An 18,042-nucleotide genomic window follows, 5' to 3' on the forward strand; every position below is an offset into this window, starting at 1 on the left:
ACCTATGCAGAAACAGCACCCAACGCATAGAGTGCTGTTTTTTCTGCTGTTGATAACCCTGTGGCGTTGGTTAGATTCATCCCTTCATAGGGACCAGGCAACTGTAGAGTGCCAATACACTGCCATGATTGGGTGTCCCATAGTTTAATGGTGTCTCCTTCTCCACCACTGGCAAGTATCTGACCATTCGAGCTCAAGGCTAGAGCCCAAAGAATATGGTTATGGGCCTGTATGGTGTGCTGACATTGGCCGCTTTCCACATCCCAAATTTTGAGATTGCCATTAAATTCGCCACTCACATACCGAGAACTATCTAATAGAAATAAGCCTGTCAAAACAGCATTAGCGAAGCCTGTCAACGTTTTGAGACACTCACCAGTTTGAACATTCCAAATCCTGACCGTCGTATCAGAACTAGTGCTAGCTAATAAACGGTCATCAGAACTGAATACAACTGAATGCACATGATCAGAATGATCTATAAATGTCTGCAAACAATCACCTGTTTCAGGGTTCCACAGTCTAACAGAACAGTCAAAGCTGCCTGTTGCCACATATCTGCCATTATGAGAGAACGCCACCGACCAAATAGTCTCTTTGTGTCCTAGAAATGTTCTCACATAGTTGTTATTGTTTTCATTACTGGCTATATTCCACAGTTTGCAAGTCTGATCGCTGCCAGTACTGCATAAAAAGTTACTATTTGGATGGAATTTAACTGACCGTATAAGACCGGTATGGCCAGTTAAATGCTGGGAACAGCTTTCTTTATCTAAACGCCAAACTTTAACAACAGGTTGCTCTCCCCCAACACTGGCAAGGTAGTTACCATCTGAGCTAAAGCTAAGGTTAAAAACCGAACTTTGATGCAGAAGGGTAGATCGACATTGCTGCTGGGTTATATCCCAAAGGCGAATCTTGCCATCGTGACTGCCACTAGCTAATGTTTTGCCATCTGGGGAAAAGTCAAGGGCCCATACTGTATTGGTGTATCCCGAGAGAGTTTTGATACAACATCCATACTGATATTCCCATATGCGGATAGTACGGTCTTGGCCTCCGCTATAAAGGAAGGTGCTATCTCTAGAAAATGCAAGCGACCACACCCAACTATTATGTCCTTGAAGAGACCGTTCGCATGTGTAAGATTTCAGATCCCAAAGCTTAATTAAACCGCTGTAATCACCGCTGACAAAATTGTTTCCATCAGGGCTAACTTTCACGCACCAAACAGCATGTTGATGCCCTGACAACACCTTGAGACAGTCTCCTGTGGCAGCATCCCATACGCGAACACTATGGTCATTACTGCTACTGACTAGCAAATGGTCATCCGGACCAAAGTCTACGCTCCAGACACCTTGAGTATGACCTACCAGAGTGTTAATGCATTGACCTGTTTCCCAATTCCAAAGCTTAACAGTATTGTCAAAACTCGCACTTGCTAAGATTGGCTTTGTCTGTGCAAACGTGATTGCCCTAATGGCACCGTTGTGTCCTTTCAAGGTTCTGACACATCGCCCACTCGTGATATCCCACAGTTTAATGCGCTTATCAACACCAGCGCTCACAATCTGTTCTCCATTTGGTGAAAAGGCAACGGACATCACCGTTTGATGATGTCCTTGAAAGGTTTGGATACACTGGTAGTTAGTTGTCTGCCAAAGTTTAAGTGTGGCATCACCGCTACCACTGAGCAAGTATTTCCCATCGGGAGAGAACTCGACCGAAAAGACACTTTCCGGGTGACCGTTAATGGTTTCTAAATGGTTATATGTTTCAAGGTCCCAAATGAGAATATGTCCTTGCAAATCACCAACTGCTAGCAGAGTATTATCTGGATTGACTGCCAGAGCGATAACGGCACCGAAATCATGGTTAAATTGACAATTCTGAAAATTTGCTTGAGCAAAGCTGGTTTCTCGCAAACTAATTTCTTTTAGATTTGCTTGCCAAATAGCTAAATTAGAAAAATCGTAGCCTGTTAAATCGACATCAAGTTGTCGGCACAGGTTAATAAAGTTGCCAACACCATAGCCTGCGACAACCTGTCTGAGATTCGTCAAAATAGATATCATATATTGACTTACCATGTGTGGCTGGATCAGTAGTGCTTGCAACCGTTTGGTGATGGGGGCAAGAATCATCCGTCGCTGGCTGTCACGCACATAATCTCTATTCGTTGTTTTCAATAAGGCATGGGTATGAAAGAGATGTGGAGATGCTGTTGCGAGCGTCAGATTTTCCGGCTGGCTCAGAATCGTTAGCTCTTCATAAATAGTTTGAATCAACCGCTCAGTAACATGCTCCATAATGACCGGTTGCTGAGTATATTGACCTCCTTTTACTTCGATCAGTGACCGCCAGCTCAAAGATTCTAAGGCATCAAACACATCTGCCCGTGAAATTACAGGCCAGATATCATCCAATAGTTCAGATGTTGTTGTCCATTCTCGATTGATGGCCAGCCAGTACAAAATGCTTTGTTCAAGGGGAGACAGTCTCTCAAATTGTTGGTTGAGCAGTCTACGGAAATCATTAAAGACAGGGGCATTTTCCCGTAAAAAGAGATCAATGTCCCCATCAAAGATTGACTGAATTGAGGTGCCTACAATTTTAATGGCGAGGGGATTATTTCCATAGCGTTGACAAAACTGTTGGATTGTTTCGGGGGTACCCAGCAACCCTTTTGCTTCGACAATGGCTTGCGCTGCTTCTGCTGATCCACCTAGCTGAAATGAGCGGGTTAATAGCTGATTACTCTCTAAAACGCCAATTTCGCTGGGCTTTTCTCGGCTAGTGATCATTAAGCAGCTACGGTGAGTGGTTTCTCCAAATCGACGTAGCAGATCGCCATAGTCTTCATACCCAGTACGGTATTGACCTGATTGCCCACTTTCTAGCAATGTTTCTACATTATCTAAAATAATCAAACAGCGTCGACTCCGTAGCCAATGGAAGAGTCGTTCTGTAGTGGGTGCCATATCCTGTTGCTGTGATACGAAAGGCACCATCTCCTTAAGTAGGTGTTTAAGGGAAGGGGCATTGCGTACAGAGCGCCAGATAACAACATCAAAATCTGAGGAAACGGTCTGTGCTAGTTTTGCGGCCAGACTGGTTTTACCAATGCCGCCTAAACCTAAAATCGCTACCAGACGGCATTTATCTGTGAGAATAGCGTTCTTTAATTTGGCTAGTTCGTCATTGCGTCCATGGAAAAAAGTGGTGTCGATGGCTTCTTCCCAATCCTGCTGTGGTGTATCTGTGGTGGGCTCAGATGCAGGAGGTTGTTCTGGTGGGATAATGTCAGAAGACAATAGAGCAGCTTCAGATGGCAGGGCTGATGATGCTTCTAAGTCGGTCTCGGATGTAGTATCATCAGCGATGTCGGTGATTGTTCGCCACTCTAGGCTTAAGCGATCGCAAATTTCCACAAACGTCGCAAAGTCAACGGGCTTGCCATTAAGAAACCGACTGACGGTCGATAGAGCCATTCCCAGGTCCTCAGCTAGGGAGCGCTGACTGCGAAAACCACATCGTTTTAGTGAGCTTTTAACGGTTTGAGTCGACTGACTATGGACCTTTAGAGAGCGAGACATAACCAATAGGGCTCCACATGCTTATGACTATATCAACTAGCTGAAAGTATTTTACTGACAGTACTCATCTATCAATTGCATAATGTGCATTCATATTATTAATAACGTAAGTACCATGAAGCCAAACGGAGCATGAGCTCGGCTGAAGCATAAATAAATAAAAGTTGCGAGATGTCGACGTTCCAAATGTGGCACGTCACTTTCCAAATTTGGAAAAAAGTCGGTCAAAAGTCCTAAGAACTCGGTCAAGATCTCAGTTGGTGTTTGGTTTAGATGGGCATAGACAAACTGATTGGAGTCTGTGTCATGTTTTCAACTACCCAAAAAAACAATTGTAAATCTGGTGCTACGGGACAAATTGCACCCAAAGTGCGCCTAAAAGCAACATGGGTTGTGGAAAATAATCGACTTGTTTGTAAATGGCTAGCAGCATAACAACAATCTCCAGAACGCTTCTGGTGGTTTGTTGTTCATGTTCAAAGAGTCTCTTTGTCGAGAGCCGTCTAGATTTTAAAAAAAGGAGAATACTATGGAACTTCCAGCTTCAGGATACGCTTGGACCAGCCTTGAACCTAAAGTAGATGAATTGATCAAAAAGTTAATGCAAGCAGAAAAACTGCCTGGCATGACTGTGGCCGTCACAAAAAACGGTCGGCTAATTGTAGCTAAAGGCTATGGCTGGGCTAACGCCGAAACAAAACAGACCATGGAGCCCTTTATGAGCAGCCGTATTGGTAGTGTGACCAAGGCCGTTGTAACAGGACCTGCTGGCTGGCAGCTGATGCGAGCAAAGGGCATTAATCCTCAGCAACAAAAGCTGTATGGCCCGAGTGGTTTATTTAAGAATCGCTTTGCGGAAGACATTGAACTCAGCCCTACTCCGAACAAAAACTGGTACTACCAAATCACCCTGCAACATCTGTTGGATCATGCAGCTGGTTTTTACGGCAGTGGCAGCCTCAATGGTGCAGCCGCTATGTTCAATATTAAAGATAAAGCATTGGTGACCTATGAACACATTCATAAGCACTTTCTCAGAACCCAGCAATTGATCTTTCAGCCCGGTACAAATTCTGAGTATGCCAACCACAGCTTGGGAATATGGACGTTGGTCATTGAAGCACTTTCTGGCAAGTCCTATCGCGATTATGCTGTGAACACGTACTTGCGATCGCTCGGCCTCCACGAGGCGGTACTGCCTGAAAGCACCAAACTTGGTAACCGTCAGGCTCGCAGCCATGTTTATAACGATCAAGGGACGCCGGTTCCTATTAAACCCAAGAATTCGGGAACAGGGTTGGCAGCAGGTGGCTTCCGCGCATCGGCTCAGGATCTGACGTATATTACGGCTGATCTGGAGAATACGTATACTGGGCCAGAGCTGGAAAAAATGGCCTGGAATAGCAATGACCGTGGCAAACTTGCCCATGGTGGTCTAATTCACGATAGCGGTACGGCATACGTTGCCATGTTCCCGGACGGGTATACCTCATTGAACGGCGTTGATCTGAGCCGTATCCATGTTGCTGTAGCCACCAATATCAATATGAAGGAGATTACCCCCCTCAGGAAGCTGGTTGATCAAATTGTGCTGGCGGTGCCTGCAGCTAACGTTCCAGCGCATTACGACATCACGCAGTTTCTGCGACAGGATACTGATATGGGCGGTGACTTTAAGGAGGCCAGCCTGGATGGATCGATCGCAGTCTTCTCAAACTCGGAAGGTAAATTACAACTGATCCCGTATCGGGTGAACGATTTGGGGACACTGACCCGTGGTGAAGTTGTTACAGCTGGAGCGGCTAGCCAGGTGAATCTGGTGCACCCGGACTACAGTAGTGCAGATGCAGTCACTGCTTTTCGAGATGCGAATGATAACCTGAAGCTGATTGCCTGGGAGATTTCGAGTAGCGGTCAGGTGACACGTCGAGATGATGTCGTTGCTGGCCCCGTTAAGAGAATTGCCTTAACGCCTTTTCCCGATGGCAAAGGGGTGATTACGCTAACCCGAGGCATGAAGAATGACTTAAAACTGGTGGCCTGGGAAATGACTCCCTCCTTGAATATTATCCGTCGAGGTGACATTGATGCTGGTCCAGTCCAGGATATTGCGGTGGCCACAACCCGTGCCGATTTTGCTGGGGTGGTGAGTGCTACAACCGGGAGCGATCGCAAACTCAAGCTCATTGCCTGGTCCTTTAACTCAGCTGCCAAAACGTTCTCTCGTCGAGGTGATGCTGAGGCCGGTTCTATCAAGGGAGAGCTGAACATTGTGAGAGCCCAGCTTGCGGGCAACGACATTGTGGTAACTGCCTTTAGCAATGAAGATGCCAATCTGAAACTGATCACCTGGCAGGTGCAGGCCAACGGCCAGATTCAGCGTAAGGCTTCGACCACAGCAGGCTTTGCCAGCATTGTGGACCTCACGGCGGCACCGGGGGGCAAGGTCATTGCCTCGGTCAAAGATAGTGAAGGTATTCTGCGCATGATCGCCTATCAAGTGCAGAGCAACGGTCAAATCGCGCGTGTGGGCACTGATATTGCGGGGCAGGTCAGTCGAATTGCATCATCTGCTATTCGTCGTGATGGCAAGGAGTTTCTGTTAACGGCTGTGCGAGACACAGAGAAGAAACTTCGTATGATCTCTTGGCAGCTGGATTAACTGATTATATCCATATCTAATCAGCCAGGGCAGCAGTAAGTTTGTCCTGGCTCATGGTCTTTAAAGTAGGGGTTTGTATTGAGCGGTCATCTAGCGAATTCATAGCTGTTCTGTTGATGTCACTATGACAGTCCATAGCATTGGTGAATGATTTGGGCCAGGTCACAGATACGATTCAGGAGAGCCTTGAAACCCATCAACGGTGGATGGATGAGCAGACACCGTTAAAGCTGGTCGTCAAACAGTAGCTTTAACGATTGCCTTATGTCTCTTTAGTGCTTTTTAGACTCGGCACAATGGTCTAATGACAACTGTGAGTTGCATAATTAAAAACAGCGTTATCCAGTGAATTGATAGCTCAGACAGAACTTTTGTTAAGCAATGGCAGATTTCTACAAAGAGGACCTTTCCTATATCCATGATGCAGGCTACAGTGACTATGCACTCAATGCATCTACCGGTATCCTCACTACTTTGAGCCAAAACAATATTCAAAATGGTTTGATTGTTGATTTAGGCTGTGGTAGTGGCATATCAACACTAGAATTCATCAAGGCAAGATATCAAGTCCTAGGTGTTGATATTTCTGAGGCAATGATTGCCTCAGCCAGAATCCGAGTTCCAAGTGCAGATTTTCGAGTTGCATCGCTATTCCAAATTGAGATTCCAACATGCAAGGTGGTCACTGCCATTGGTGAATGTCTCAACTACTTGTTTGATCCAGATAACAATGAGCAGTTGTTAGTCCAACTGTTCAAGCGTATCTATCAAGCCCTTGAACCAGGTGGTGTTTTTATCTTTGATATTGCAGAACCTGGACAGATAGACAAAAACGACGAGCAACATTTTACCGAAGGTAACAACTGGCTTGTGCTGGTGGAGAAAGAAGAAAATGCAGAGAAATCAATCTTGACCCGCCGCATCATTACCCTGCGAAAAGTGGATGAGCACTATCGACGGGATGATGAAGTTCATCGTTTGCAACTATACCGGTCAACAGATATTGCCCATAAGTTGCGACGGATTGGTTTTAAAGTTCAAACTATGCGTTCCTATGGCCGTTATCAACTCCCTAACGCTCATGCTGCCTTTATTGCCTTTAAACCATCAGCATCCGACTAAATTGACAGGTGATTGATAAGAAAGCTCTGAGAACGCTTTATTCGTTATGCAAAAAATTCTTACGCTCGCTAGAGTGAGGGGGCGTTCTGATCTTCATTCTTACGTTGCGGGATTTACTGTATGCATACCGTTCTGGAATCGATTGCAACGGCTAATCCGCCTTTTCAACTGTCCCAAGCTGACTCGCTGACGTTTATGTCCCAGCTAGAGGGCCTTTCACCACCGGTACGTGCTCGCCTTAAAAAAATCTATGCGAAATCTGGCATCGACTGCCGCTATACCTGTATTCAAGATTATTTAACAGCACCTCCTAATTTCAGTTTTTACCCAGATAACTGGCACCTTACTCCACTTCCAAGCACTGCAGTTCGTAATCAGCTCTACCAAAGCTATGCACCAAAGATTGCCGAATCAGCAGCTTCCCAAGCTATTCAGCAGGCAAGGTTAAATCCCACGTCAATAACCCATCTGATCATCATCAGTTGTACTGGCTTTTCAGCGCCAGGGCTGGATGTGCAATTGATTCAGCAGTTAGGCCTGCGGGCAGATGTTGATCGCACCATCATTGGATTTATGGGCTGCTATGCCGCATTTAATGGGCTGAAGACAGCCCATGCTATCTGTCAGAGTGATCCCCATGCTCGTGTGCTATTGGTTTGTGTTGAACTGTGCACCTTGCATTTCCAGCCAGACGATTCTCTAGAAAGTGTGGTGATTAATGCCCTCTTTGGTGATGGTGCAGCAGCAGCGATTATATCGGCGCAGTCAGATACTGAAGCGGTTGGTAAGCTGGCCTATGTCGATGGCTATAGCCTATTAACCAATGACACCCTAGAGCTGATGAGTTGGACCATAGGAAACACAGGATTTTTGATGACTCTGTCCCCTCAGGTATCTCAGGCGATTGCTCGGTATCTACCGGCGTATCTCACAACGTTGTTAGATCGAAATAACCTGGCAGAATCAGCCATCGACTTTTGGGCCGTTCATCCGGGTGGGCGACTGATTCTTGACCAGGTACATGATTTACTACAGCTGGCTGAAGGGACTCTTCAGTCTTCCTATGAGGTATTACGACAATACGGCAACATGAGCTCTGGCACCATCTTATTTGTATTGAAACAGATTCTGTCACAGCAGACTAATTTGAAAAATGGGATTGCCATGGCCTTTGGTCCTGGTTTAACTATTGAGGGGTGTCTCTTTCAACAGGTGGGTGCATGACGATGATTTCTTTTGAAACCCGTACCGATGAAGACGAGTTAATGGATGATTTTTCCATTACGGACAGTCGTTTGACAACGGCCCTTGAACAGCTGCGATTCGTGAATCGATTTTTAGGCGGTTATGGTACCACCATGGCTGTGCTTGCTCCCTGGCTTAAAGCGGCGAACAAGTCATCGGCTGCACCTATTCGCATTTTGGATTTAGGCACGGGCATTGCTGATTTTCCTGAGTATATTGTGCGCTGGGCTGATCAACAGAATCCTGCTGTTGATCTAGAAATTGTTGCCATTGATGCAAATCCTGTCACTGTTGAGTACGCTAACCAAGCTTTGGCAAAAAGATTGCCGGATGCTTTAAAAAACAGAATTCGAGTTGAAGTGGCAGATGCCTTGAATTTACCTTACGATGATGATGAATTTGATGTTGCTATGGGTGCAATGTTTTTGCATCACTTTGCTGAAGAAAGAGCAACGAAGATTGTCAAGGCGATGCAGCGGGTTTCCCGTGGTGGTGTGCTGATCAATGACTTGCATCGTCATCCCCTGGCCTACTTTGGTATTTATACATTGACTCGACTATTTCAGGCATCGGAAATGATGCAAAATGATGGCCCGATTTCGGTGTTGCGCGGCTTTCGTGCCCAGGAATTAGACGTGATCGCCCAAAAGGCTGAACTGCCAGCATTCACAGTCCGTTGGTATTGGCCGTTCCGTTGGTTATTGACGACGCTCAAGGTTTAGCGAGCATGATCTATGACGTTATTGTTGTTGGGGCGGGGCTGGCGGGCTGTAGTGCCGCTATTCAATTAGCTCAAGCAGGCTGGCAGGTATTGCTATTAGAGCAGCAACGCTATCCTGCCCACAAGCTCTGTGGTGAATTTTTGTCGGTTGAAGTGATTGCCAATTTTGCCCGTCTTGGGGTTTTAGAGGCGGTGCAACAGATTGGAGCGCATCCCATACATCGGGCATTGGTGACCACAGCAGCTGGGGCCAATTTTGCACAGGACTTACCTGGCACAGCCCTCGGATTAAGTCGATTTCAGCTAGATTCAATATTGTTTAGGCGTGCTGCTGCTGTGGGGGCAATCTGTTGCGATCGCACAACGGTCCGTAAAATCGAAGGGAACTTAGACACTGGTTTTTCTGTGCGTACCACCCAAGGCACCTTTCAAGCTCGGGCCGTACTGGCTGCCTACGGTAAGCGCTCAACGTTAGACACCCAGCTAGATCGCCCCTTTACCCATCGGCCATCCCCCTGGGTTGCATTTAAAGCCCACTGCACCGGGTTAGACCTACCTGGAACCATTGAACTCCACGCCTTCCCTGGAGGGTACTGCGGTCTCTCTGCCATCGAGACAGGACAAATTAACCTTTGTTGGATTGGCCATCGCAAAATTCTCCAAGATGCTGACGATCCAAACCTGCCTGATGTGCTTCACGCTAACCCTGTTTTACATGAGCGACTGAGCCATTTGAGCTATGGCCATGCTCAAAAACATCGTCTACGTCAGATCTCCTTTGCCCTCAAAGGTAATTTTGACGGCGACATTTGTATGCTCGGCGATACGGCAGGCATGATTACCCCCCTGTGTGGCGATGGCATGGCCATGGCGTTACGCACGGCTGAATTAGCTACCCCACTGGTGGACACTTTCTTAAAAAGAGAGTTAACAGCTGTTCACTTCAAACAACAATATCAAACCCTTTGGCGGCGAGAGTTTCAGAGCCGTTTGCAGTTAGGGCGTATGCTCCATGCCGGTTTTATTCAACCTCAGCTAGCGCACATCAGCGTTGGCCTGTGCCAGATGTTTCCTACCATGGCTGCATGGGTGATTCGCAATACTCGGGGGGCTACCAGTGAAGAACAGCCGACTATGCAAATCGTAGGATAGCTAACAGCGAGAGTTTTTATTGTCGAATTTTAAGTGTTTGACATAACAGTAGATGGGGGGACTGAGTAGACTATTGATTTTTCTACCGACGCAGTATGCTAAATAAATGTTAACAATATCAAGCACAAGGAACGAAAACGATGGCGATTAAAGTGGGTGACGCGGCTCCAGACTTTACATTGCAGTCCCAAGCAGGAGCGTCGGTAACGCTATCTAGTTTTCAAGGGCAAAAAGCTGTGGTGCTGTACTTTTATCCAAAAGATGACACCCCCGGCTGCACTACAGAGTCCTGTACATTTCGCGATAGTTTCCAAGATTTTCAAGACCTGGGAGCGGAGGTGATTGGCATTAGCAGTGATTCACCAGACTCCCATCAAAAGTTTGCTAGCAAGTACAGTCTCCCCTTTACCCTCGTTAGTGACACTGGCTCGAAGGTCCGTTCTGCTTACGGTGTACCGGCTACTTTAGGGCTGCTACCGGGGCGCGTTACCTACGTGATTGATAAAACTGGGACCGTGCGTCATCTGTTCAATTCCCAGTTCAACCCTAAAAAGCATGTTGACGAAGCCCTGACCGTGTTGAAAGGCCTCAGCTAGCAGACTGTTGGTCGAGCATGTTGCTACTGGGCAATTTGTTGGGTCATCCATGCAATGATAGCCGGTGACCGAGCAGTGAAGGTGATGACATATTCTTGCTTGGTTGCACCCTGCTGCTGCACCTTGGCATAGATGTCAGTTTCTCGAACTTCTGTAGGGGCTGATGGCGTCTGTAGGATAAGTTTGATATTGGTCAGCAGGCTCAGGGGTTCAGTGTCTTCAATGTGCAATAGGGCAGTTTTGGCAGACAGTTTGTAGAGCTTACCAACGTGATGTTGTGCGCCAACTTGTTTGCCTTCTAAGGCAACGTATTCGACTGCAATGGGTGCGCGCAGAGGCTCCAGGTGAAATGTTTCTGTCGTTAGGGATAGGTTGTAGAGGTCACCGCCAATGCCGGTCACATCGTAAATGGTGATGGGACGCTTAATCCCTTTGGGATAGACTTCAACCTTGCTTTGGGTGGCCAGACGATGTTTGTTGATCTGGTCAATTTCTTGGTGGGTGTCTTCAGAAATAAAGATTTGGCCCCCTGTGGTGTAGGACTCAATGCGAAAGGTGAGGTTGACGGCACTACCAATGACGCTGTATTTGGTACGCTTTTCAGAGCCAATATTGCCGACTACGACGTGACCGGTGTTAATGCCGATGCCCATTTCCTGTTCAGGAAATCCTTTGGCCCGCATAGCGGCATTGACTTGAACCATGGCTTGTTGCATTGCGATCGCACATGCTACGGCCCGATCCGGATGGTTATCATTGGCCACAATATTGGGGGCTCCAAAGATCACTAAGATGCCGTCCCCCATAAACTCATCAATGATGCCCTTGTAATCATTGATAACTTCCGACATGTAGCCTAAATACAAATTCAAAATTTTGACAACTTGTTCTGGGGGTAGCTGTTCCGATAACGCTGTAAAGCCCCGCAGGTCGGAGGTGAGAATTGTGATCTTACGGGTTTCTCCCCCCAGTTTGAGATTGTCAGGGTTTTCCAACAGATTGGCAACGATTTGGTCGCTCAGATACCGGCTAAACGTGCGGCGAATCTGACTAGCACTGCGGGCCAAATAAGTGTTTACCCCAGAGGCTGCTCCAATTAATGCCATGAGCGGTGGCATCACCGGTACCCACCAACCTGCCAGCATCAGAGCATAGGCCCCAAGAATCAGAATAGAGACAATGGCTACCAGCAGAACCATTTGTCTTAGCAGTGTTCGTTTGCCTGGATTCCGCTGCACCCAGGTTACCGTAGCCCCCAGAGCGGCCCATATAAAAATCCAGAGAATTTCCAACGGTTCTGGCCAGGTGCGAATCAAAACTCGACCCTCTAAGGCGGCACTAATAATTTGACTGGTCAGGTTGGCATGGATTTCCACACCGGCCATGGTTTTCGGCAGGGCCAGCATTTTGCTGCTGTGGGGTACAAAGAATCGATCTTTAAGGCTTTCGGCAACAGAACCAATGAGTATCACCCGATCCTTTGCCCAATCGTCGGGCAACTCATTATTGAGCACGTCCCTCAGGGGAACCGTTTCAATCAGCTCGCTGCCACCGCGATAGTTAATTAGGGTTTGATACCCACCTGCGTCGGCTCGCACATAGCCACCATCATTCTTTTCTAAAGGGCGAAAGACTGCGCCATTAAGCTGCCAAAACTCTGTGTCACCGACGGGTTCAGGCCCAATGCCTTCAGCATTTAAATAAAGCAAAGCCAGATATAGGGCAAAGCTCGGGGCCTGATCTCCCTCGGGTGTGGTCACCATCAACAATCCGCGCCGAATGGTGTTGTCGTTGTCAACAATGCCGTCATTGATGCCGATTTGCCCCAATGCTTCCAGGGTTGGGGCCGCATCAATCACATCTCGATCGGCGTTGTCTCCTAAGATTGTGCGAATACCGACCAGATTAGGGGTGTTACGAAAAACCTGATCCAGCTCGGCATGACCTGGCTCTACCGGGACATCCCGAATAATATCCAACCCAATGGCCCTAGGTTCTTGTTGAGCCAGTTTGGTAATCACCTCCGCATAAACGGCATCGGAGAGAATGGCCTGCCCCTGTTCCCGAATATCTTGTTCGTCGATGCCAACAATGGCGATGCGCGGATCTGTTTCCTCAGGTCGCCACTGTAGATACTGATCGTATGTTCGCCATTCTAAAGGCTGCAATATACCGACAGCTCTAATTAGAACTACAAGTAAAGTTACAGTCGGTGTGGCAATGGCCACCCCTCGCCATTGCCACCAGAGCTTTTTCAGGTTCATTAGTCAGCGCTGCGATTGATGCCTTCTAGCAGTCGCTGTAGGTTACCAGAGTCACCACCATTCGGCATAGCCGTAGGTGTGGGTACATCAATGACCGGCTCATCCTGGCCCAAAATGGGTTTCTCTGCTATGGCAGCAAGATCCACTGATGTGAGAAGTTCAGTCCAGGCATTGGGGTTTTGGGGATGCATGGCGGCGGCTAAGGCAATGGTCTCTTGCCATGCGCCTGCAGCTGCGTAAAGTTCGGCCTGAGCTAGAGGATCGTTGGCCACAGCGTCCAGTTCTGCCAAGAAAGTTGGACTGGCATCGACACGCTGAATACCCCCGCCTAGTAGCACATCGTCACCACGATCGTCTGGGTCACAAATCAAGGCAAAATCCCAGTAGTAAAGGAAGCCGGACTCAAATTTAGGTGTCACTCCGTCTGCCCGGTACCGAGGTAAGTCGATTTGAATGGTGCCAGGAGTGTCAGGAAGTTGAAGGGTCTGTTGATAAACGTCGTCCCCTAGTTCATTAACAATTGTTAGCTCTGCAGCGGCAGCACCGGTTTCTGGAATGTAGAACCAGAGAGCCATGGGGATATCGGTGTCGGCTCCAAATGTGGTTGCGATCGCATTGTGAGGTAGCAATGATGTTAGAGAAGGACGATTTTGTGGATCGAGACAAATTTGACCCCGGGTAGCCAGAGATGGACCCCGGGCAGGGGCCCCCCGATCACGAGTCTGGGGAAAGTTGAGGGCATAGCTGGGACTGGCGGCAGCCACCATGAGGGTGGCCAGCAAAGCTTGAATAAAACGCAAGCGAATAAACATGACGACTTCTTTTCTGACAACCTTAAATAAGCGGAAATTAATCAGTGTTTTTAACCATTTAACTGTTCTTACGATTAGCTACAGGGTTTTCAGAACTTGTTTCGGTAACTTTTGCGTAGACCAGTCGGGAAACTGTCTGTCAAAGGAGATGACAGAATCTCTAACTAAAATCTCTTCAGTAAACTGTTGTAATGGTGTCTGTACGTAGCTCAGGAGCTTAGTGCAGAGCCCATAAACAGTGATCACTAACTCAAAGGTACCCTGTAAATTCGCCAGGCACCCATGTCGTCGTTATGACACCTAAAACACCGCAGAAGCCGTTAGTCGTCGTCTACTTCAAACGATACTTCAAGATCAACTGAGCGCTCATTGTCCCGAAGGCCAAAATACCGAGCCTCGATACCCATGATATCCGTGCCAGCATCCAGGGACACCAGGGAAGTAACCGAGCCTAGAGACAGTAGATCTCCGGGTCTTAATTCCACACCTTGGGTGAGTAGTGTGTCCCGCAACCACCGCACCGAATTAATCGGATGACCTAAGAGTGCCGAGCTCTCACCATCAACTAAAAATTGCCCCCGATCGTTGTTCAACACCACTCGAATATTGGCCAGCTGATCCAGGCCGCTATCTCCCGATTCAAGTTCAACTGGGTTTCCCATCACACCGTAGCGAGCCCCTACGTTCACAGCAACTAGGGCTCCAGCATTGACAACGGCATCCTCTTCATAAACCAAATCTGGTAGCTCTAGAAATGGAATGACAGCGTCTAACCCAGCCAGCAATTCTAAATCTGTGTCAGCCTGATTAATGTCGGCACTCCCCACACGCACCATCAGATCCCCTTCTGCTTGGGGGCGGCTGCCAAACTCCAGAGGGAGGGTAGCACCATCTTCAAGCAACATATTTTCTAGCAAAAAACCGTACAAAGGATGGCTAATCCCTAGCTGGGACTGCGCTTTAGTGTTAGTCAACGCCACCTTATAGCCGACTACAGAGCCTTCATCACCAGCGTCGCCGATTAGACGCCGGACAAAACTGAGATGTATCGAATCAATTTGTCGCGATGATAAACCTTCCGTCAAAATCGGGGCTGGGTAGCCAGCTGAGTAATGTTGAAATAGTGAAACCGCCACTAGGTCGGTATAGCTTTGGGCCAAGCGCAGAGGCTGTAGAGTCTGAGGCAAGGGCTCTGCTGCATGGATTGCGGTTGCACCGCCAGCCATGAAAATACCAAGGCCAATACCCTTTAGCCAGCGCCAGTTTTTCATATTTCTTGCCCTTAGTGAACTGCGTAGAAGTGAGGTTGATTTGTTGCTTTGGATGGGTTTGAGTAGAGTTTCTTGCAAAGATAGCGGCTGTGACAGCTATTTCTTGAAGATTACCTACAATACAAAGCTTTTGCCACCATGGTACCCATAGGGGTGACGCCTAACTAACTGGCTTGACGCCCCTTGCCCTGTAGCTTTCCAATTGGTTGCTATGCCCTCTCCATTGCGTCTACCAATCCTCACAGGCATTTTGTTAATGTATATAAAGACATCTACGATCACTCCCATAGGCGATGGTTCGACCGTTATGTCCGTTGTCTTAGAGAAGTCATAACTTATGAAGGCGGTAGTTTTGAATGCGACCGTTCAGGCGGCCTCTGCGTCACCTGCGGTGACAAAAGAAAAGGCAAAGCAAATCACTCGGCAGCCGTATCCTAACTACAAAGTTATTGTGCTTAATGATGATTTCAATACGTTTCAGCATGTGGCGGAGACGTTAGTAAAATATATTCCCCACATGACGCCAGATCAGGCTTGGAAGCTGACGAATCAAGTACACTACGAAGGGCAAGCGACTGTTTGGGTCGGTCCGCTGGAGCAGGCGGAGCTTTACCACAGTCAATTGATTCGAGCTGGCTTGACCATGGCCCCTTTGGAGAAAGCTTAGGCATGGGCTCTACCCACAGCACTAACCATGGGCGGGTTGTCCTCAACCACTCCACCCACATCCCTGGGCTGATTCCTATCCTGCAAAAGCTTTCCACCCATCCTCAAATTAAAACCTTAACTCCGGCTGTGATTACTTGCGGTCGCTCCAATGCACCAAAGTTTCGCTTAAAGTCATCGGTCCCGATTCGCGGTGGGTTTAAGCTGATTGCCCGCAAAGGCAAGTCGATTCAAGAAGTATTTGTGATTACCGATCTAAGCGCTGAGCAGTTAGCCGCAGCCATCGAGGCGGTAATTTAAGCGGTAATGGTAAGTTAAAGGGCGGTGTGAATCGTCAGGCGTCAATCGTGAACCCCAAAATGCAGGGTGGGCACTGCCTATCCCATACCGAACACCCTAATACTGACTATCAACAGGAAGGAAAAGCACGATTTGCGATCGCAAACGCCTTTTATCGTTCCTCCAGCCAAATAGGACGCGATTTAGCTGTACTGGCCGCCGCTATCTATCGTCAACAGCAGGGGCAATTGCGCGTCATTGATGCCATGACCGGCTGCGGTGTCCGCCCGCTACGCTACCATCTAGAAGCTGGGGCTGACTGGGTTTGGGCCAACGAAGGTAACCCTGAACTCAAAGCAGTACTGCGCAAAAACCTGCGCCATGGCATGGCACCTGAGGCTTACTGCATTACCCACCAGGATGCCAACCAGCTATTTTTTAGCTGTGCGCAAAAGCAAGACTATTACGACCTCATTGATATTGACAGCTTTGGTAGCCCCACACCATTTATCAATACGGCACTGTGGGCAATTAAGCTGGGGGGACTGCTCTATCTCACCAGTACCGATGGCCGTACGACCGGGGGCCATGCCCTGACGAAAAGTGTGCAGATCTATGGAGCCTGTGCTCGAAACCATCCTGCGGTGCACGAGCAAGGTCTGCGGCTGCTGATTGGTTGTGCGGCTCAGCAAGCGGCCTCTAGGGGTTTTCACATTGAGCCGGTGTTTTCTATTTTTAACGGTTTTATCCACCGAGTGATGGTGCGAGTTGTCACGGGCTCCTGGCAAGATGAACACTATGGGTTTTTAGCCTATTGCCATAGCTGTGGGCAGTTTCGTTCAGCCAACTGGCGACAGTTAGGCCAACTCAACTGTGGGGCCTGTGGGGCACCGCCTGTGGTCAGCGGCCCCATGTGGTTGGGACCGCTGCATGATGTGGACTATGTGGGCCAAATGGCCGTCTTAGCCACCCAATGGCATTGGCCCCAGCGGATTCAACGATGGTTGGCGGTGATGCTACAAGAAGCTGCGATGCCCCCCTACTACTATCCACTGGCGGAGATTGGTCGGCGAGGGCAGATGGATATTCCTGCTAGGGATCGATTGATTAGGGGAATTTGCGATCGCTCAACTGGTAACAATTATTGTGCTACTCGCACGCATCTTGATGCCCAAGCCATTAAGACCAATGCGCCATTAGCAGTGTGTTTGGACATTGCGAAACGCCTGCAAAATAAATAGGTATATCTCCCATGGCGTATGACGTGGGAGAACAAAAAATGCTATAGCATTTTTTGCAAAGCAGAGAGAAGTTTTGTATTTTTTACATCCTTTTCTAGCTGTTGAAATACTGAATCCATATCCACTTGACTGAGCTCTTCTTGGCCCAGCGGTGTGATCTGATAGATAGCTGGTTTCTCAGGCTCTGAAGTGTGTCTGAGCCAACCTTGGTTAACCAGGCGCTTAAGCGTGTTTAGCAAATCAGGAAACAAACCTAGCTGATAGTTAAACAACTGTGATAACGGATAGTATCGTTGGAAACGACTATTGGAGGCGATGAGAGCCACGAGTAGAAAGTTCAAGGCATCTGATTTATTATCTATGGTCTTTTGAATATCGGAGATATTAGATGTCATGTATTAAATCTGGTGTA

General features: G+C 47.9%; 14 protein-coding genes. 9 read left to right on the plus strand and 5 right to left on the minus strand.

The features are described from left to right. Positions 1-2 precede the first annotated feature (2 nt). The gene (locus QGP82_RS23365) at positions 3-3,599 is read right to left on the minus strand and encodes an NB-ARC domain-containing protein (RefSeq protein WP_499061184.1); all 3,597 of its coding nucleotides are present in this window, start codon (positions 3,597-3,599) and stop codon (positions 3-5) included. 529 nt (positions 3,600-4,128) lie between these two features. On the opposite strand from QGP82_RS23365, the gene QGP82_RS23370 reads away from it, so the two are divergent. The 6 genes from QGP82_RS23370 (at position 4,129) to QGP82_RS23395 (ending at position 11,097) form a co-directional block, all read left to right on the plus strand. Further along, positions 4,129-6,261: a serine hydrolase domain-containing protein gene (locus QGP82_RS23370; protein ID WP_499061185.1), complete on the plus strand. Its 2,133-nt coding sequence runs from the start codon at positions 4,129-4,131 to the stop codon at positions 6,259-6,261. Positions 6,262-6,642: 381 nt separating this feature from the next. After that, positions 6,643-7,383 (plus strand): class I SAM-dependent methyltransferase, encoded by a 741-nt coding sequence (locus QGP82_RS23375; protein WP_499061186.1) that lies wholly within the window; start codon positions 6,643-6,645, stop codon positions 7,381-7,383. 120 nt (positions 7,384-7,503) lie between these two features. After that, on the plus strand, positions 7,504-8,607 hold the full coding sequence (locus tag QGP82_RS23380) for a type III polyketide synthase (RefSeq protein WP_163662203.1): 1,104 nt from the start codon (positions 7,504-7,506) through the stop codon (positions 8,605-8,607). Next, positions 8,604-9,350, plus strand: a complete 747-nt coding sequence (locus tag QGP82_RS23385) for a methyltransferase domain-containing protein (protein ID WP_163662202.1) — start codon at positions 8,604-8,606, stop codon at positions 9,348-9,350. Before QGP82_RS23380 ends, QGP82_RS23385 begins: the two co-directional genes overlap by 4 nt. Then, complete coding sequence (locus tag QGP82_RS23390; RefSeq protein WP_499061187.1) at positions 9,311-10,501, plus strand: NAD(P)/FAD-dependent oxidoreductase; 1,191 nt, start codon at positions 9,311-9,313, stop codon at positions 10,499-10,501. The genes QGP82_RS23385 and QGP82_RS23390 overlap by 40 nt, the downstream gene beginning before the upstream one ends. 140 nt (positions 10,502-10,641) lie before the next feature. Further along, on the plus strand, positions 10,642-11,097 hold the full coding sequence (locus QGP82_RS23395) for a peroxiredoxin (protein ID WP_163662201.1): 456 nt from the start codon (positions 10,642-10,644) through the stop codon (positions 11,095-11,097). Positions 11,098-11,120: 23 nt separating this feature from the next. Here the strand turns inward: QGP82_RS23395 and QGP82_RS23400 are convergent, their stop codons facing one another. The 3 genes from QGP82_RS23400 to QGP82_RS23410 all read right to left on the minus strand — a co-directional run bounded on the left by QGP82_RS23400 (position 11,121) and on the right by QGP82_RS23410 (position 15,444). Further along, positions 11,121-13,361: a CHASE2 domain-containing protein gene (locus tag QGP82_RS23400; RefSeq protein WP_499061188.1), complete on the minus strand. Its 2,241-nt coding sequence runs from the start codon at positions 13,359-13,361 to the stop codon at positions 11,121-11,123. Beyond that, complete coding sequence (locus QGP82_RS23405; protein WP_499061189.1) at positions 13,361-14,173, minus strand: DUF928 domain-containing protein; 813 nt, start codon at positions 14,171-14,173, stop codon at positions 13,361-13,363. Before QGP82_RS23405 ends, QGP82_RS23400 begins: the two co-directional genes overlap by 1 nt. Positions 14,174-14,493: 320 nt before the next feature. Beyond that, positions 14,494-15,444: a 2-keto-4-pentenoate hydratase gene (locus QGP82_RS23410; RefSeq protein WP_163696853.1), complete on the minus strand. Its 951-nt coding sequence runs from the start codon at positions 15,442-15,444 to the stop codon at positions 14,494-14,496. Positions 15,445-15,781: 337 nt separating this feature from the next. On the opposite strand from QGP82_RS23410, the gene clpS reads away from it, so the two are divergent. Genes clpS through QGP82_RS23425 form a run of 3 tightly spaced genes read left to right on the plus strand, consistent with a single transcriptional unit; the run spans position 15,782 to position 17,630 of the window. Then, entirely contained in the window at positions 15,782-16,111 is a 330-nt protein-coding gene (gene clpS, locus QGP82_RS23415) for an ATP-dependent Clp protease adapter ClpS (protein ID WP_006516073.1), read from the plus strand. Between the two features lie 2 nt (positions 16,112-16,113). Next, positions 16,114-16,410: a DUF2103 domain-containing protein gene (locus tag QGP82_RS23420; RefSeq protein WP_163662197.1), complete on the plus strand. Its 297-nt coding sequence runs from the start codon at positions 16,114-16,116 to the stop codon at positions 16,408-16,410. Between the two features lie 59 nt (positions 16,411-16,469). Continuing rightward, positions 16,470-17,630 (plus strand): class I SAM-dependent methyltransferase, encoded by a 1,161-nt coding sequence (locus tag QGP82_RS23425; RefSeq protein ID WP_163703409.1) that lies wholly within the window; start codon positions 16,470-16,472, stop codon positions 17,628-17,630. A 41-nt stretch (positions 17,631-17,671) separates the two neighbouring features. On the opposite strand, the gene QGP82_RS23430 is transcribed toward QGP82_RS23425, so the two are convergent. Continuing rightward, positions 17,672-18,025, minus strand: a complete 354-nt coding sequence (locus tag QGP82_RS23430) for a hypothetical protein (RefSeq protein ID WP_499061190.1) — start codon at positions 18,023-18,025, stop codon at positions 17,672-17,674. Between the last annotated feature and the right edge of the window lie 17 nt (positions 18,026-18,042).

Origin of the sequence: Leptothoe sp. LEGE 181152 (genome assembly GCF_032906605.1) — a bacterium.
Lineage (GTDB): Bacteria > Cyanobacteriota > Cyanobacteriia > Phormidesmidales > Phormidesmidaceae > Leptothoe > Leptothoe turfae.

Bases quoted from the DNA above. Each gene is read 5' to 3' on its own strand.
- QGP82_RS23365 (WP_499061184.1), bottom strand. From the start codon at position 3,599: ATGTCTCGCTCTCTAAAGGTCCATAGTCAGTCGACTCAAACCGTTAAA.
- QGP82_RS23370 (WP_499061185.1), top strand. From the start codon at position 4,129: ATGGAACTTCCAGCTTCAGGATACGCTTGGACCAGCCTTGAACCTAAA.
- QGP82_RS23375 (WP_499061186.1), top strand. From the start codon at position 6,643: ATGGCAGATTTCTACAAAGAGGACCTTTCCTATATCCATGATGCAGGC.
- QGP82_RS23380 (WP_163662203.1), top strand. From the start codon at position 7,504: ATGCATACCGTTCTGGAATCGATTGCAACGGCTAATCCGCCTTTTCAA.
- QGP82_RS23385 (WP_163662202.1), top strand. From the start codon at position 8,604: ATGACGATGATTTCTTTTGAAACCCGTACCGATGAAGACGAGTTAATG.
- QGP82_RS23395 (WP_163662201.1), top strand. From the start codon at position 10,642: ATGGCGATTAAAGTGGGTGACGCGGCTCCAGACTTTACATTGCAGTCC.
- QGP82_RS23400 (WP_499061188.1), bottom strand. From the start codon at position 13,361: ATGAACCTGAAAAAGCTCTGGTGGCAATGGCGAGGGGTGGCCATTGCC.
- QGP82_RS23405 (WP_499061189.1), bottom strand. From the start codon at position 14,173: ATGTTTATTCGCTTGCGTTTTATTCAAGCTTTGCTGGCCACCCTCATG.
- QGP82_RS23410 (WP_163696853.1), bottom strand. From the start codon at position 15,444: ATGAAAAACTGGCGCTGGCTAAAGGGTATTGGCCTTGGTATTTTCATG.
- clpS (WP_006516073.1), top strand. From the start codon at position 15,782: ATGAAGGCGGTAGTTTTGAATGCGACCGTTCAGGCGGCCTCTGCGTCA.
- QGP82_RS23420 (WP_163662197.1), top strand. From the start codon at position 16,114: ATGGGCTCTACCCACAGCACTAACCATGGGCGGGTTGTCCTCAACCAC.
- QGP82_RS23425 (WP_163703409.1), top strand. From the start codon at position 16,470: ATGCAGGGTGGGCACTGCCTATCCCATACCGAACACCCTAATACTGAC.
- QGP82_RS23430 (WP_499061190.1), bottom strand. From the start codon at position 18,025: ATGACATCTAATATCTCCGATATTCAAAAGACCATAGATAATAAATCA.